Source organism: Arthrobacter sp. PGP41, from assembly GCF_002953935.1.
In the GTDB taxonomy this organism is placed as follows: domain Bacteria; phylum Actinomycetota; class Actinomycetes; order Actinomycetales; family Micrococcaceae; genus Arthrobacter.
The window spans coordinates 34,981-49,754 of sequence record NZ_CP026514.1; the positions used below are offsets into that span (position 1 = coordinate 34,981).

13 protein-coding genes are annotated in these 14,774 nt (G+C 64.0%); 2 read left to right on the plus strand and 11 right to left on the minus strand.

Going from position 1 to position 14,774, the window contains the following annotated elements:
- Genes C3B78_RS00160 through C3B78_RS00180 form a run of 5 tightly spaced genes read right to left on the minus strand, consistent with a single transcriptional unit; the run spans position 1 to position 5,132 of the window.
- The gene (locus C3B78_RS00160) at positions 1-993 is read right to left on the minus strand and encodes a fumarylacetoacetate hydrolase family protein (protein ID WP_104996272.1); all 993 of its coding nucleotides are present in this window, start codon (positions 991-993) and stop codon (positions 1-3) included.
- Positions 994-1,004: 11 nt separating this feature from the next.
- A complete protein-coding gene (locus C3B78_RS00165; RefSeq protein ID WP_104996273.1) occupies positions 1,005-2,075 on the minus strand; it encodes an amidohydrolase family protein in 1,071 nt (356 codons plus the stop codon).
- 34 nt (positions 2,076-2,109) lie between these two features.
- Positions 2,110-3,147, minus strand: a complete 1,038-nt coding sequence (locus C3B78_RS00170) for a cyclase family protein (RefSeq protein WP_104996274.1) — start codon at positions 3,145-3,147, stop codon at positions 2,110-2,112.
- Positions 3,144-4,106 carry a fumarylacetoacetate hydrolase family protein gene (locus C3B78_RS00175; protein ID WP_104996275.1) on the minus strand — a complete coding sequence of 321 codons (963 nt, stop codon included), beginning with the start codon at positions 4,104-4,106 and terminating at the stop codon, positions 3,144-3,146. The genes C3B78_RS00170 and C3B78_RS00175 overlap by 4 nt, the downstream gene beginning before the upstream one ends.
- A 6-nt stretch (positions 4,107-4,112) precedes the next feature.
- The gene (locus C3B78_RS00180) at positions 4,113-5,132 is read right to left on the minus strand and encodes a VOC family protein (protein ID WP_104996276.1); all 1,020 of its coding nucleotides are present in this window, start codon (positions 5,130-5,132) and stop codon (positions 4,113-4,115) included.
- A 362-nt stretch (positions 5,133-5,494) separates the two neighbouring features.
- Here C3B78_RS00180 and C3B78_RS00185 point away from each other — a divergent pair, with 362 nt between their 5' ends.
- Positions 5,495-5,764, plus strand: coding sequence for a hypothetical protein (locus C3B78_RS00185; RefSeq protein ID WP_104996277.1), 270 nt, complete (start codon positions 5,495-5,497; stop codon positions 5,762-5,764).
- Positions 5,765-5,868: 104 nt separating this feature from the next.
- On the opposite strand, the gene C3B78_RS00190 is transcribed toward C3B78_RS00185, so the two are convergent.
- The 6 genes from C3B78_RS00190 to C3B78_RS00215 form a co-directional block, all read right to left on the minus strand.
- Positions 5,869-6,210 (minus strand): hypothetical protein, encoded by a 342-nt coding sequence (locus C3B78_RS00190; RefSeq protein WP_104996278.1) that lies wholly within the window; start codon positions 6,208-6,210, stop codon positions 5,869-5,871.
- Positions 6,211-6,286: 76 nt separating this feature from the next.
- Positions 6,287-6,940, minus strand: coding sequence for a TetR/AcrR family transcriptional regulator (locus C3B78_RS00195; protein WP_104996279.1), 654 nt, complete (start codon positions 6,938-6,940; stop codon positions 6,287-6,289).
- A complete protein-coding gene (locus C3B78_RS00200) occupies positions 6,937-9,378 on the minus strand; it encodes a beta-glucosidase family protein (protein WP_199775300.1) in 2,442 nt (813 codons plus the stop codon). Before C3B78_RS00200 ends, C3B78_RS00195 begins: the two co-directional genes overlap by 4 nt.
- 11 nt (positions 9,379-9,389) lie before the next feature.
- Positions 9,390-10,526: an LLM class flavin-dependent oxidoreductase gene (locus C3B78_RS00205; RefSeq protein ID WP_104996280.1), complete on the minus strand. Its 1,137-nt coding sequence runs from the start codon at positions 10,524-10,526 to the stop codon at positions 9,390-9,392.
- A gap of 30 nt (positions 10,527-10,556) precedes the next feature.
- Entirely contained in the window at positions 10,557-11,543 is a 987-nt protein-coding gene (locus tag C3B78_RS00210) for a LysR family transcriptional regulator (RefSeq protein WP_104996281.1), read from the minus strand.
- Positions 11,544-11,658: 115 nt separating this feature from the next.
- Positions 11,659-12,861 (minus strand): flavin reductase, encoded by a 1,203-nt coding sequence (locus C3B78_RS00215; protein ID WP_158677159.1) that lies wholly within the window; start codon positions 12,859-12,861, stop codon positions 11,659-11,661.
- A 338-nt stretch (positions 12,862-13,199) separates the two neighbouring features.
- Between C3B78_RS00215 and C3B78_RS00220 the strand changes: the two genes are divergently transcribed.
- Positions 13,200-14,690 (plus strand): MDR family MFS transporter, encoded by a 1,491-nt coding sequence (locus C3B78_RS00220; protein ID WP_267895234.1) that lies wholly within the window; start codon positions 13,200-13,202, stop codon positions 14,688-14,690.
- Positions 14,691-14,774 lie beyond the last annotated feature (84 nt).

The following is a 14,774-nucleotide window of genomic DNA, read 5'->3' on the forward strand; positions in this document are numbered from 1 at the left end:
CTATAGGTGGGCCGGCGATTCTTCGCCCGTCCTTGGACGGGTACGGGCGGCCACACGGGTTACGGCCTCGCGTCGTGCGCCCACCGCGTTCTCGATGGCGCCTATTCCTTCCACTGTCATGCGGACCACATCGCCGGTCTTCAGGGGCGGGGGAGTCTTTGATCCGTTCCGACCCCAAAGTTCAGCCAGGCAGCCGCTGCCGCATGTGCCGGAGCCCAGCACGTCGCCGGGCCGCACCACGGAGTCCTGCGACGCGTAGGCCACCAGTTCGGCGAACGGCCAACCCATGTTGGAAAGCATGTCCTGCCCGATGCGCTGGCCATTAACCTCGACGGCCATGGAGATGGGCAGGAACCCTTCGGCGTCGTGGCGGTCCTCAAACTCGTCCGCGGTGACGATCCATGGGCCTAGTGTGTTGGCGAAGTCCTTGCCCTTGCAGGGGCCTAGGCTGACTTTCATCTCGCGGCGCTGCAGGTCCCTGGCAGACCAGTCGTTGAGGATTGTGTAGCCGAAGATGTGCTGGTGCGCCTCCGCTGCGGTTAGGTTGCGGCCGTCGCTGCCGGGAACATGCCCGACGACGGCCGCCACTTCGGTTTCAAAGTCCAGGTCCTCGCAGCCCGCCGGAATACCAATCACCTCGCCCGTTCCTGTCACGGTGTGCGGGTTCGTGAAGTAGAAGGTGGGCGCCTCGTACCATTCGGGCACCACACCGGCCACGCCGTCGATGCTCTTCCGGACGCCTTCCACGTGTTCCTCGAACGCCACGAAGTCCCGGATGGTGGCGGGCACCAGCGGGGCCATCAACTGCACGTCCGCCAGCGAAGAGGCAACGCCTGAAGTCAGAACCTGCCGTGCAATGTTCAGCGCTTCTTCGAGACCGGCGTCCAGGAGCGTCTGGACGTCCTGGCCGGCGGGCAGGGCGTAGCAGTTCGCGCCGTCCACAAAGCCGGACTGGATCCAGTCGCCGTCATTCCAGCGGGCAATCTTGACCATATGAATCTTCCTTAGGCTGGGCGGGCGGCGGGGACTGAAGCGGGCGTGATGCCAAGGGCGGCAGCGTTGCCGGCCAGTACACGGGCCTCGTCCTCTGCGGGAAGGCGTGCCTCGACAACCTCGTCCACGGGCAGGTCGGATCCCATGTCGAACGGATAGTCCGAGCCGAGCAGCACCTGCTCCGGGCCCGCCGCGGCGATGAGCGCCCGCAGTTCAGCGGCGCTGTGGACCAGCGAGTCGAAGTACAGCTTTTTCAGGTAGGAGGACGGCGGCTGCGCGCAGCCGTGCGCCTCCGTCCGGACCTTCCAGGCGCGATCGGAACGGCCCAGGGTGGTGGGAAGGTAGCCACCGCCGTGCGCAGCCAGGACCTTCAGGTCCGGGTGCCGGTCCAGTACCCCGCTGAAAATCAGGTGTGACACTGCCACAGCGTTTTCCGCAGGCTGGGAGACGGTGTTGGCGAGATAGAAACGGTCCAGCCGCTCATCCAGGGAGCATCCGAACGGGTGCAGGAACACCAGGGCACCCAGCTCCTCGGCCCGGCTCCAGAACGGTTCCAGCCGGGGGTCGGACAGCTCAACAGTGCTGCGTTCCGCGTCGGCTGGAGTGGCAGCGAACGACCCGATTTCCACCCCGAGCAGGCCGCACTCGAGCACCGCGTGCTCCAGGGCCTCCACCATCAAGGCGGGGTGCTGGAGCGGGACCAGGCCCAGGCCGTGGAGCCGCTCCGGGGCGCGGTCAACGAATTCCCGCACGGCCTGGTTTGCGGACTTCGCTACCTGCAGTGCCAGTTCTTCGCCTGCGAAGTAGTAGAAGTGCGACGGTGACGGAGAAACCAGCTGCACGTCCACACCTTGGGCGTCCATGTCCGCGAGCCGGCGGTCCAAGTCGGTCAGCTGCGGCCAGCGCTCCTTGATCATCCGGCCCGAAGCTGCCATCGATTCGGGTCCGTTGCGCCGCACTTCCAGGGCCTGCTGGGCGCCGAAGCCCTCGGGATCAGCCTCCGCCACCAGCTGTTGAAGGGCCGGAAGCAGGATATGGGCGTGGACGTCCACCGTGGGGAATTCTGCGGGGCGGGTGCTCATGCGGGTTCCTTAACTGCTGGCATCGTTGACTCCACTACCGAAGTGCTATCGGGTTGACGGGTGATCCGACTGCCCCGGTGATGGGGAGCGGGGCTGCGATGAGCAGGAAGTCGTACCTGCCGTCCGCTGCGCAGGCTTGTGCCAGTCCGTCCGGGTCCCACATTTCGCCCAGGAACAGTCCGAGGTTGGGGATGGCGATCTGGTGGAGGGGCTGGAAGGCGGCGTCGAACTCGTTGGGCCGGACCTCGAAGCCCCACGTATCGGTGGCTATCCCGGCTATTTCCGTGCGGTGCAGCCAGGGCCCGGTGGTGAAGGACAGCCCGGGGGCTGAGCCGCCGGCGTAGTCGCCCCAGCCGTCGCGGCGGACCCTGGTGTGCTGCCCGGTGCGGATCACCACGATGTCGCCCCGGCCCACCTTCGAGCTGGGCCCCTGCAGGTCAATGGTCCGCTGGAGGTGTTCGGGGGTGATGGCGAAACCGTCGGGCAGTTCGCCGTCGTTCCGTCCAAGGTCCGGGCCGAGCGCCCGGCCGACGTCGAGCAGGACGCCGCGGGTGACGATCTTTGCGGCGGCCGTTTCGATGCCGGTCACCAGGTCGCCTTCGGAGGTGACCACGTCACCGGCGGCCCTGCCGTTCCAGGCCTTGCGCTGGTCGAAGATGTGGCCCAGGCCGTCCCACTGCGTGGAGCACTGCAATGGCATGGCGATCACATCGTCCGCACCGCCGAAGCCGTGCGGGAAACCCTGGTTGCCGCGTTCGGCGTCCACCCCGGTGTCCGTCATGGTGTGGACCGGGTTGGTCCGGCGGCGCCAGCCCTTCTGGGGGCCGTTGGTGTCGAACGGCTGGGACAGTGAGAAGGCCTCGCCCGTCTTCACCAGGGCTGCGGCTTCGATGCGCTTGCCGGCGTCGATGAAGTTCAGGGTTCCCAGGACGTCGTCCTGGCCCCAGCGGCCCCAGTTGTTGTGGGCCGCGGCCATGGCGCGGATGCTGCCGAGCGGGTCGTCACGCCGGATCACCGGGGAATCGGTTGATTCCCCGGTGACGGTGGTTGATGCTGTGTCCTGCGTGGTCACGGCTGGCTGCCTTCAGTTGCGGTTTCGTCCTTGCAGTGGATCAGCTGGGTGCCAAGGCCGGTGATGGTGCCTTCCATGACGTCGCCGTCCTGAAGCAGCCGGCCCCAGTGCTGGCCGTTGCCGGCCGGGCTTCCCGTGAGGACCAGGTCGCCCGGTCGCAGCGGCATGATCTGGGAGGCTTCGCTGACGAGCTTGGCCACCCCGAAGATCATGTCCGAAGTGGACTCGTCCTGCATGGCTTTGCCGTTGAGCTTCAGGGTCACCTGGACGTCCTGGGGGTCGCCGAAGAACTTGGCGGGCACCAGCAACGGTCCGGTGGGCAGGAAGCCGGGGGCGTTCTTGGCGCGGTACCAGTCCGATCCGATTGCGGGCATGTCCTTGCGGAAGACGTACTCACGGGTGGTGATGTCATTGACCATCGTGTAACCGAACACGTAGTCCAGGGCTTCCTCAGGGGTGACCCGGAATGCCGTCCTGCCAATGACTGCCGCCAACTCCAGTTCCCAGTCGTGGGACTTGCTATAGGCCGGGAGGGTGAGGTTGTCCGTGGCGGATGCGATCGCCGCCGGGAGCCCGATGAAAAAGTACGGCGTGCCCTGGCCTGCCCGCTTGTCCATCATGGCGGCTGTTCTGGCGCGCACTTCCTCCTCATCCTCGCCGGGTTCGCGGTGGGCTGCGGCGAGGTCGATGACGTGCTTGCGGTAGTTCGCACCGGTCTGCAGGACCTGGGCCGGTTCCACCGGGGCGAGGACTTCGACGTCGGCCAGCGCCAGGCCGCTGTCGTCGCGGGCGGAGGCGGCGAGGCTGTCCAGCTGGGCTTCGGTGGTTTCCCAGTGCTCGATCAGGGAGTTGATGTCCCCGTCCAGCGGCAGGACCCGGCCACCGACGAGCAGGCCCGCGCGGGCCTTGCCGTCACCGGCTTCCTGGAACCGGATCAGCGCATAAGTTGCTTCGGCCATGGCGTCTTAGCCCCGGCCCTGCTTGGCGTAGGGGTTCAGGAGGGCTTCCTTCATTTCGGGGGAAGCACCTTCTTCGGTGGCCGTGAAGCCCTCGGCCGGCGGGAAGGATTCGGTCATGGAGAGCGGCATGGCGCCGTTCTTGTAGAAGTTGTTGGAACCGAGGGACGGCTTCCAGGTGTTGGCGTCCCAGTCCGGGACGTAGTTGCGGTAGCCGCCGGAGTTGAGCTCCACGCGAAGACCTGAGGGGTCGCGGAAGTAGAGGAAGTTCTGTTCGCCCACGCCATGGATGGAGGGGCCGTATTCCATTGGGGTGCCGTTTTCCATCATGACATCGGCGGTGCGGAGCAGGTCTTCGGTGGCGTCCACCCAGAAGGCGATGTGGTTGACGCGGCCGGCCCGGCTGGAAGTGTCCAGGACCACGCCGAGGTCGTGGGACTTTTCGTTGGTGGTCAGCACGGAGAACACCGTGATAGGTGCCTCGTCCAGGTCGACGAAGGCCATGACGCGGAAGCCGAGGGCCTCGTTGTACCACTTGGCGAAGCCGCGGACATCCGAGCAGGCCACGGTGACGTGGTCCAGGAAGCGCGGTGCGGCGGCGTGGCTGCTGCGGCGCTCCGGCCGGTCCGGGTAGGTGGATGCGAATTCGGGTTCAGCGACGAACTTTTCCACGTCGTAGAAGAGGCGCATGGGGTGGCCGTAGGGGCCGGTGAATTCGTAGGCCTTGCCGTAGCCGTGGCCGCCGGGGGACCAGGTGCCCTGGACGCCGGTCGCTTCGATCCGCTGGGCAGCCGCTTCAAGGGCTGCCTGGGAGTTGGTGCGCCAGGCCATCCGGCCCAGGGACGCCTCGGGTCCTTCGGTGATGACCAGGCTGTAGCGGTAGTAGTCGCCCCAGCAGCGCAGGTAGACGTTGTCGTCCCCGCGGTCGATGATGCGCATGCCGAACTTTTCCTCGTAGAACCGTGCCGACGTTTCGACGTCCGGGGTAGTGATCTCGAGGTGGGCAAGATGCGAGAGGGGAGTTTCCACGTTGAAGTCCTTCAGAGTTGTTGGCTGCTATCGGTTTGGTGCAGGTCCTGTAACCACTGTGAAGGAGCTCATGTATCGGGGGAAGCGCAGTTTCGCTATGCCCACCATTCACGTTGCAAATAGTGAAACCACAACCAGGTCGCCTCGCGCGCAGCGCTGATTTCTTCAAGGCGGTACCGGCCATAGCGACTGAAGATGCCGGGCATTGAAGATTCCTATTTCCGCTCATCATCGCCCGCTAGCTAGTTTGATTGCACGCCTCGAGCCGTGACCTGATAGAAGCCGATGAGATCCGCATGCATGGTTGCGTCGTGCACTCGTATCAGGCCAACTCCGCACACCAGAGAAGCTGGAAGGAAGCCTTGCATCCCCTTACAAACATCTACCTCCCTGCGGAGGCACGACGTGAACATGAGGACGTCAGGGACGGTCCCCGGTTTCCCGGCATGTTGGAGGTGACAGACGCTGAAGGAGCTGACCTGCCCGGCGCCCTTGGGAACGCCATCGCCGTTGTCTCCCGGGCCGCTGACGAGCACCGCACTGGAATCCTGATCTCGCGTATTGGCATGGACCGCTACATCGTGCGCGCACATCCTGCAGTCCCTTACGGGATGGTCAGGCAGTCCCTTTGAAGTGCTGGTGTTCCCGATCCCTAGGAGCCTTGGACCGGGTTGGAGCAACGCCGAGGCCTCGGTGCAAAATGCGCACCGAGGCCTCTTTCTGTTCTTCAGCTGGTTCAGGAGGTCTCGACGTGGGCTCTGACGTGGCTTCCGTCGTCGCTCAGCCAGCCTTTTCCGGCGGCGTAAACCAGCATGTTGGCGAAGCGGTAGTTCCAGCCCATCCCGATCCGGCCGGCACATTCGCTCTTGATCCAGTCCACAGAGACCATTACATCCGGGTCGTCCAGCTTGCCGGCCGCCGTGGACTCAAGCAGGTTAGGCAGGCTGTCCTTGGCTTCCTCCGACAGCAACACTTTGAAGGTGGTGCAATCATCCGGTTCATCCAGCGCAACGGATCCTGGGCTGACTCGCACGTGCACGGGAACTCCTTTTACATCATCAATGTCGGTGGTTTCCACTATGCCGAGAGCGCGCTACGCCCGGAAGACGGACTTTTGGATAGCCGGTATCGTCCGAAGTTATGCCCGCAGGAAATTACGGGCGGACGGAATCTCGCTGTCCTGCCAAAAGGTAGGACGCCACCATGCCGGCGAGCTTTTCCGCGATTTCCCGCCATTCGAGGTTTCCGCTGCCTTCGACGGTGCTCCCGAGGCCCAGCCGGCGGGCCACGACGCTGTAGACGACGTTGAAGCTCCAGTCGATGTCCGCTTCGTGAAGGAAGCCTTCCGGCCACTTGTGCAGGACTTCTGAGAAGTTTTTTGCGAGGGCAGCATGCGAAGCTGCGCCGCGCTTGGAAATCGTTTCGTCCTGGGTTGCCCGCAACATAAACGGTCGAAGGATGTCCGCGTATCGCCGAAGTACTTCGATCGTCCGGTCTACGGCTTCCTGCGCAACGGATTCCAGTCCCGCATCTGGACGGGCCGGCAGGGCTTCGAAAAGATGGTTGGAGACGGCGTCAATGTCATCCATTTTTCGGCCGTGGGCGACCCGGATGAGTTCATCCTTGCCTTGGAACCGCGCGTAGATGGAACCGATTGACACGCCGGAACGAGCGCTGACATCGGCCAGCGTGAAGTCGTCGTTGCCCCGCTGCTGAAGCAGCGCCAGGGCCGCTTCAATCGTTTTTTCAAACGACTGGCGGCTCCTGGCTTGCTTAGGTTCGCGGGACTTCGTGTCCGGAAGCGTCACAACGTGATCCTACAGAGGATTCCTTCACCTGCGGCGTTTCGTGCCACCCGGAGCTCCCATTCGCCAGATGGAATCAGCCAACGGGATTTCGTCTGATCCCAGCGCCGGAAGCCGTGCGGGTCCACCGCGATTCTTGCTTCAGCCCTCTCTCCCGCGGCGACATCGACCGCACTGAATCCCATGAGACGGTAGCCGGTTTCTCCCACCGCCTTTCCATAAACCTGGACAACGTCGCGCCCGGCCGATTCACCTGTATTCCGGAGAGTCACGTGGACCGAAACGCCTCCCACGCCGGCCGCCGCATCACCGGCACGCAGTCCTGCTGATGCCGCTACAGCGTCCACCAGTCTGAACCCCGTATAGCCGAGACCGTAGCCGAAGGGATAGCGGGCTGTCCGGCCGGACGCTTCGAAATGCCGGTAGCCCATAGGTTCACTGGCTGCGTAGTCCAGATCAAGGTCGGCGTCCAGCCCGGTTCCCCACCCGGGGATGTCCTCGTTCCTTTCCGGGAAGGATACCGGGAGCCTGCCGGACGGGGCGGTGTGGCCCGTGAGCACCGACGCGAGGCCGTGCCCGAACTCCTGTCCCGGGAACCACGCCATCAGCAACGCCTTGACCCTGTCCGCCCACGGCAGCAAAACAGCACGGGACGCGTTGACCACCACCACGGTTTCCGCATTGACCGCCGCCACCGCTTCAACCAGGCGGTCGCAGTCAGGGTCCAAACCCGCCGTCGTACGGTCTGCGCTTTCGCGGGACGAGCCCTGCTCGTCCCCGACCACCACAATGACGGCGTCCGCGCGGGCAGCAAGCCTAACCGCGTCCTTCAGTGGATTGGTGGCCCGTTCAGGGACCGCCACAGCGGTGATGGCCTGGACCCTGCCGGGTTCGAACGCCATCTCCACCACAACCTCCACCTCACCGGCCGGCAGTTCGAGGGTGATTCGTTGTGTCTCGGCCCGGGCGACGACGCCCATCACGTCATCCGGTGCGGGAGGTGGCACCTCCAGCACCTGTTTGCCGTCCACCCAGAGCGAGCTGGTGCCCGTACCCCCGGTTCCCAGAGACCAGTGCGCTGCAGAGTCCAGTTTCAGCCGCGTCGTGATGCGCGCCCGGCCAGGGACGCCGGCACCCAGGCCGGGCACCGGTCCGAACCATACGAACGACGACGCCTTCCGGACCTCGCTGTACAGGACCGCATCTTCCCCGGCAGGTGCAAGGATTTCCAGCAACACCCCCGGCGTTCCGTCCGGCGCGGTACTGCCCAGTTCCGACAGGGGCAGGGCCGACGACGGTACCGTCCCGGCCTCGTGGAGGACCTCAACGTCCGGCCCCATTGCCTCACGGATGGCGTCCAAGGGAGTGACGAGCTCACCCTCTGGCCGCACCGTGGCGAAGGTTCCGCCCTGAAAGCAGGGTTTGGCGGCGTTCGGCCCCACTACGGCCAGGGTCCGGATCCGGGCTGGGTCCAGAGGCAGGATGTTGTCTCTGTTCTCCAGCAGCACGAATGACTCGGTCGCAGCGGTGCGGAGGAGCTCGCGTTGCTCTTCCGGGCTCCGTAACCGGGCAGGTTCGGGAGCAGTGCCGCCGGTCCGTCGCCCCGTCCGGTCGGCCAGCCGGGTGATGCGTTCGACGGCGTCACGCAGCCGCCCCCCGGGAACGTCGCCTGCGGTCACGGCAGCCGCGAAACGGGAACCGAGGAACCTCGCCGGGCCTGGCATCTCCAGGTCCAGCCCTGCGTTGGCAGTGGCAGCGGTGTCATCGACACCGAACCAGTCCGAAACGACAACGCCGTCGTACTGCCAGTCATTCTTGAGGATGCTTATCAGCCCGGCGTGCTGGGAGCAGTGAGTGCCGTTAACACGGTTGTATGCCAACATCAGCATCCAGGGGTTCGCAGTGCGTACCGCAGTCTCGAAGGGCCGGAGGTAGGTTTCACGCAGGACTACAGGTTCAACGCATGAGTTCATCCGGCGCCGCTCGGTCTCCGTATCATTGGCCACCACGTGCTTGGTACAGGATCCCAGGCCTTGGGACTGAACCCCTTGCACCCAGGCCGAGCCCAGCACACCGGTCAGGAACGGGTCCTCAGAGAACATCTCAAAGGCCCTGCCCGAGAGCGGAGTACGCGGCAGGTTCAAGTTGGGCCCTAGGACGACATTCACCCCGCGTTCGAGGCCCTGCTGGCCAAGCAGCTGGCCGACGTCGGAAACCAGCCCCGGGTTCCACGTGGCACCCAGGGCGGTTCCGGAGGGCATGATGAGGGAGGTGTCGCGTTCATCCATCGTTTTGCTGACGATGCCCAAGGGGCCGTCCAGCAACACTATTTCTTCGACGCCGGCCTCAGGGCTCGCTGTGGTGCTCCAGCCGTTGAGGCCGCCCGTGAGTTCGGAGCCTGTGAGGTCCGGATCCGTCACTGCTGCGTTAGCGCCTGCCACGGGTCCAACTGTCACGGGGCAGCGACCTTTTCGGCGCCGGCGGCGGCTTCCGAGGACTGGAGCAGCGGCTGGACCCGCTCGGAGAAGAGGCGCATGGACTGCTCTGTGAAGCGGCGGCGCTCTTGGGTGAGGGGGCCGCCCATGAGGGCCATCAGGACGTTGCCAATGCCGAGGTCAGCGTACTTTTGAAGTTCGGCGGCGACTGTTTCCGGGCTGCCGTACAGGCACCAGGTGCCCTTGTAACCTTCAGTGCGGGCGTCCGGAGCCGGGCGAAGGTTCACTCCGCTGATAGCCTCGGCGGCTTTGTTGGCTGCGTGCTCGCGTTCCACTGCCTCCTGGTACTGCTCAAGAATGATGTCCATTTCGGCGGCCGCCTGCTCGTCAGTTTCGGCGATATGCACATGCTGGTAGGAATGGGTGGTCCACTCAAGAGCTGCCTTAACGGCCTCCTCTGAGTGGCCGGCCGACTCCAGGGCGTTGCGGTAGTTGGTGAAGTTCTTCTTGACCTCCTCGTAGGCGTTGCCGCTGTCAATAACCGGGGGCGTGAATGCGAGGATGAACGCAGGCTGCGCCTTCTTGGCGGCGCGCTCCACGCTGGACGGCCGAGCCGCAACGGACATGACGCGGGGTTCGGGCTTGGTGTACGGGGCCGGAACGATCCGGGAAACGACGGACCCGCGGTAGTGGCCATTGTCGAACGTGACGGGTTCATCACCCGGCTTCTTTGCCCACAGCTTTTCGGCGATCTCGAGGTTTTCGTTGGCGAGGCGCGAGCTGTCCTGGAAGTTGACGCCGAAGCCGATCATTTCTTCGGGTGTGGTGCCGCTGCCAACCCCTACCAGCAGCTTGCCGTCAGTCAGCTGGTCCAGGAGGGCAAGCCGTTCAGCGAAGCGGACCGGGTGGTGCAGGGCAAGGGTCTGCACGGAGAACCCGAAATGCATGCGCTCCAGTTTGCCGGCCAGGTAGGCGGAGAAGACGAAAGGGTCGCTGGCCGGGGGAGCGTACCCGGTGAAGTGGTGGTCCGGCAGGAAGACGGCGTCAAAACCCTTTTGCTCGGCGTCGACGGCGTGCTCAATCATTGCCTGCATGACCGGGCGGTCCTCTTCAGGGCCACGGGAACGGGAAGTGAGGAACAGTGAAAAGTGCATGGAAACTCCTGGTGAGTGATGTACGGGTTGTTAAGGCATTGCCTGGGCGGCAGGTTGGGCCGCTGCGGCAGAGTCGTCTGGGCTTGGTGACGTGGAATCGCTGGGCGGTAGGGGTTCGAGTTGGGCGGCAGCTTTGACCACGAGGCGCCGGAACCACTGGTGTCCCGGGTCCCCGGATTTGGCCGGGTGCCACCAGGCGCACTCGACAAGAGTGGGAAGGCTGATAGGCAGTTGCATGATCCGGACCCCGGCCACTGCTGCCAGCAGGCGGGCCAGGCGCTCCTGGACCAACGCAAGCCGGTCGGTGCCCGCTACGGCAAAGGGAAGCATCAGGAAGGTATCAACGATGACGTCTGTCTTTTCTCCCAGTTGCAGATCGTAGACCCGGCGATCGGCAAGGGTGGAATCAACCTCTGCCCCGAAAAGTCGCGCCCAGCGCGCATCCCTCATTTCCTCAATGGTCAAGCTGCGCTCCGGTGAATCTGCGCCAGTGACGCACACCCAGTTATCCGTAAACAGCTCCGTGTGGGGAAACCCGGAAAAGTGTCCCTTGGGTATCAGCATCAGGTCCGCATTCTGCAGGGTCTCCTTGATGCGGTCCACCGCCAATGGCGTGACTGCGTCAAAGTGGATCTGCACACCGGGAGCTTCCTCCTGCAACATCGCCATCAGCTTTCCGGATAACGCCGTAAGGCAGTAGTCGGAGGTGATGACCCGGAAACTCCTGGTGGAGGATGCCGGATCAAAGACCGCTTGGGCGTCGAAGGTGCGTTCCACAAGGCGCAGGATCTCGGAGACGTCCTCCTTAAGCACCTGCGCCAGCGGCGTCAGCTCATAGGCGGAGCCAACCCGCGTCAGCAACTCGTCGCCGAACTGCCTGCGCAATCTCTGTAGGGAAGAACTCATCGCCGGTTGACTGATGCCGATCCGCGCGCCTGCCCGGGTGACATTTCGCTCCGCAAGCAGAGCGTCGAGCGATACGAGCAGGTTCAGGTCGGCTGTCAGCAGATTGACCATGTTCTTCTCCACGTTGAGGGCGGTAACCGCTGAATGACGGAACCCGAATTAGAATACTGATACTAATTATGGGTCACGTCACAGCTGCGGTCAATGAGCGCAAGCGCCCGGCGGGCTACTGGGGAGGCTGGCCTCCAATTACTTCACTAATGGAGCGGGCAGCCGTCAGTAGGCGATCCCGGCACTCAGCGAGCCTCGCAGAAGATTCCGTACCGGAAAAGCCGTTCAGGGTCAGGGTCACCGCCACCTGTCCCGTCGAGTCGAAAACCGGGGCATGGAGCGAGGTCACTCCTGCCGGGTCATCGATCGAGGCGGGCCCGGTTGATGCAGTGCGTTCCAGCAGCTTGGGGAGGACACCACTCAGGTCCGGGGCGGCGGTATCGCTGGGGACCACAACCATTCGTTCAAACTCGGCCGCGGTGGCCGCTCCGGCGGAGACGGCATAGCCGGTCTCACGGACATGCTGCAGTTCAGCGTGGGCGACTTCGGGGTCAACGTGGCCGATGACGTTGCGGGCGTTGGCGATCCAGCGGGATTCCGCGGTGTCACCGGCCCAGGCGACGTGCAGCGGCGCGAGGGGCGCTGCCAGGCTGAAGGACACGCCTACCCGTGAGGGTGAGCCGCCAGGGGAGCTGTCCACACCGGCCGCCGTGAGGACTACTACTGAGTCATCAACAATGCCGCTCACCAGGACCTCAAGCTTGAGCTCTTCGGCCAGGGCCTCGATTTGGGGACGCGCGGCGTCCGCGGCTTTGACGTGCCGGGTAAGGGCTGTTGCGGGGGAAACTATCGACGGGATACTGAAGGAGCCATATCCGCCGCGAAGGAAGAGCAGCGGAAGATTCTTCGATTCCCCGACGCCAAGGGCCTTCACACGGCCGATAACGATGTCGTGGTCACCTGCGCGGATGACGTTCTCGATATCACAGTCGATCCAGGCAGCTGCTCCATCAAGCCTGGGGCTGCCGGAGGGAGTGTCGCCCCAGCTGTTGGCGCTGAAGCGGTCCTCGGCCTTGCGGGAAAACGCCCGGCATACGTCCTGCTGTCCGGCGGTCAGGACGTTGGCGCAGAAGGAGCCGGCCTCCTGAATCTTGGGCCAACTGGTAGAGCGAACATCAGGCATGAAGGCCACGAGGGGCGGGTCAAGGGACACCGAGCTGAAAGTGCCTACCACCATACCCACGGGTTCATCACCGCGTGCTGCTGTGATGAGTGTGACACCAGTAGGGTACTGGCCCAGGACATAGCGGAACCAGGCCGGATTGTCCGGGCTGGTTTCTTGGGAATCAGCCGTGGAAGCAGGAATGGTCTGTGCCATCGGAAGCTCTCCTCTTCGTCGAGTTTCCATCCAGTAAACGCGCCCGTTGGGTGGCTGCGGAAATAGTTCCGAGGTATGCGGGCTATCGACAATTCGGATGCCAGCGTTTGCCCTCAAGGGGCAGTCCCGGGTGATAGGTTCGAGGGGATGCTGGGGCCTCTAAGGGCCCGTCGGTCGGGGTGAAGACTCCCCCGGACGCGCACCTGGCCGGCGTCGAGCCAGTCTGCTGGCTTTCCCAGAACGAGGTTGCGGTGCGCCGTTCAAACTTGTCGAAGACCACTGATCCAGCGGCTGAATTTACGGATTCTCCATTAGTCGCTACCCCGTCGGCACCGCAGGTGCAGGACGGGAAACCCGCCGCCGGAATCCGTATCGGGCGGGTTTACGTTGCCCTCCTTATCATCGTTCTACTGGGGGCACTTGATCACACCATCGTGGCAACAGCTTTGCCAACGGTGGTTGGCGAGTTGGACGGTGCCCGCCACATGGCCTGGGTCATCACTTCCTATGCCCTTGCCATGGCTGTGGCCATGCCCATTTACGGGCGGCTCGGTGACCGATTCGGCAGGCCTGCCCTGATGATGATCGCCTTGGCGATCTTCCTTGGAGCATCCGTACTGTGTGGGTTTGCACAGGACATGTTCCAGCTCTCGCTGTACCGCGGCATCCAGGGCTTGGGCGGCGCCGGGATGGCGGTGCTGCCCGCCGCGATCATCGCCGACCTCGTTCCACCCCGGCAACGGCCGAAGTACCTCGGCCCGCTGGGCTCGGTGTTCGGCATCGCAACGGTCATCAGCCCGCTGGTGGGTGGTGCCATCACGGATACCGTCGGCTGGCGCTGGATCTTTTGGATCAACCTGCCAGTGGGCATCCTCGCACTTGCAATGGCATTTTCGCTGCGCAAACTCCATACAGTCCGTGGAAACGGAGGGGTGGACTGGCCCGGCATCATCTCAATGGTTCTATTCACCTGCTCCCTGGTGGGCGCAGTCGCGTTCTCCACTGAACCGGATGTCCCGGGGGAAGTCGTGCTGGGCCTCGGCGTGGCAGCGGCCGTGTTCGGTGTCCTGTTTGTAGGGGTGGAGATCCGCTCGCGGAATGCCCTGGTCCCGATGCGCATGTTCCGAAGCTGGCCGGTAGTTAACGCTGCTGGGCTGGGTCTGGTCATCGGAGCCGGGCTCTTCAGCGTTGTAGCTTATCTGCCGAGCTACGTGCAAATGGCCTATTCGACATCGGCTTCCGTGGCGGGGATGATCCTGCTGCCCCTGGTGCTGGGCATGATGGTGTCCACTAACCTGAGCGGTTGGATCGTCACCCGGACCGGGAGGTACAAGGTCTTTCCCCTGGCCGGCTCTGCCCTGGCCGCCGCCGTAGCAATCTGCCTTCGCTTCCTTCAACCCGGAACGCCCCTGCCCGTGGTGGCCATCCTGATCGCCCTGTTAGGACTGGCAGTCGGCAGCTTTATGCAACTCACCGTTGTTGCTGCCCAAAATGCCATGCCACATTCGGTGGTAGGTGGAGTAACCGCTTCGCTGGGTTACCTGCGCGAACTCGGCGTCACGGTAGGAACGGCTGTTTTCGGTGGAATATTCGCGACTTCACTGGCGCACGCCTCGGTCAACAACAACCTAGGCGTTCCGGCGTCGACCATCACCGATCCCCATGCGGCCCAACAACTTTCCGACACGCTGCAGTCGGGCGTGGCAGAAATCTACGCGGGAGCGTTCCTGCCCATCTTCACGTTGCTTGCCTGCATCTTCGGTGTCGGAGTGCTGTTGTCCATCTTCATGCCCGAGCAACGTCTTTCGGAAGCGCAACCCGGCAAGTAACGGACGGTTCTGAAACAGTTTGTCCGTTCTCTACTTCCGGTAGCTCTTCAGATGCACAGGCCCGTGCACGGCGGATCGTCTGGC

Bases quoted from the DNA above. Each gene is read 5' to 3' on its own strand.
- C3B78_RS00160 (WP_104996272.1), bottom strand. From the start codon at position 993: ATGGTCAAGATTGCCCGCTGGAATGACGGCGACTGGATCCAGTCCGGC.
- C3B78_RS00165 (WP_104996273.1), bottom strand. From the start codon at position 2,075: ATGAGCACCCGCCCCGCAGAATTCCCCACGGTGGACGTCCACGCCCAT.
- C3B78_RS00175 (WP_104996275.1), bottom strand. From the start codon at position 4,106: ATGGCCGAAGCAACTTATGCGCTGATCCGGTTCCAGGAAGCCGGTGAC.
- C3B78_RS00205 (WP_104996280.1), bottom strand. From the start codon at position 10,526: ATGCACTTTTCACTGTTCCTCACTTCCCGTTCCCGTGGCCCTGAAGAG.
- C3B78_RS00210 (WP_104996281.1), bottom strand. From the start codon at position 11,543: ATGGTCAATCTGCTGACAGCCGACCTGAACCTGCTCGTATCGCTCGAC.
- C3B78_RS00215 (WP_158677159.1), bottom strand. From the start codon at position 12,861: ATGGCACAGACCATTCCTGCTTCCACGGCTGATTCCCAAGAAACCAGC.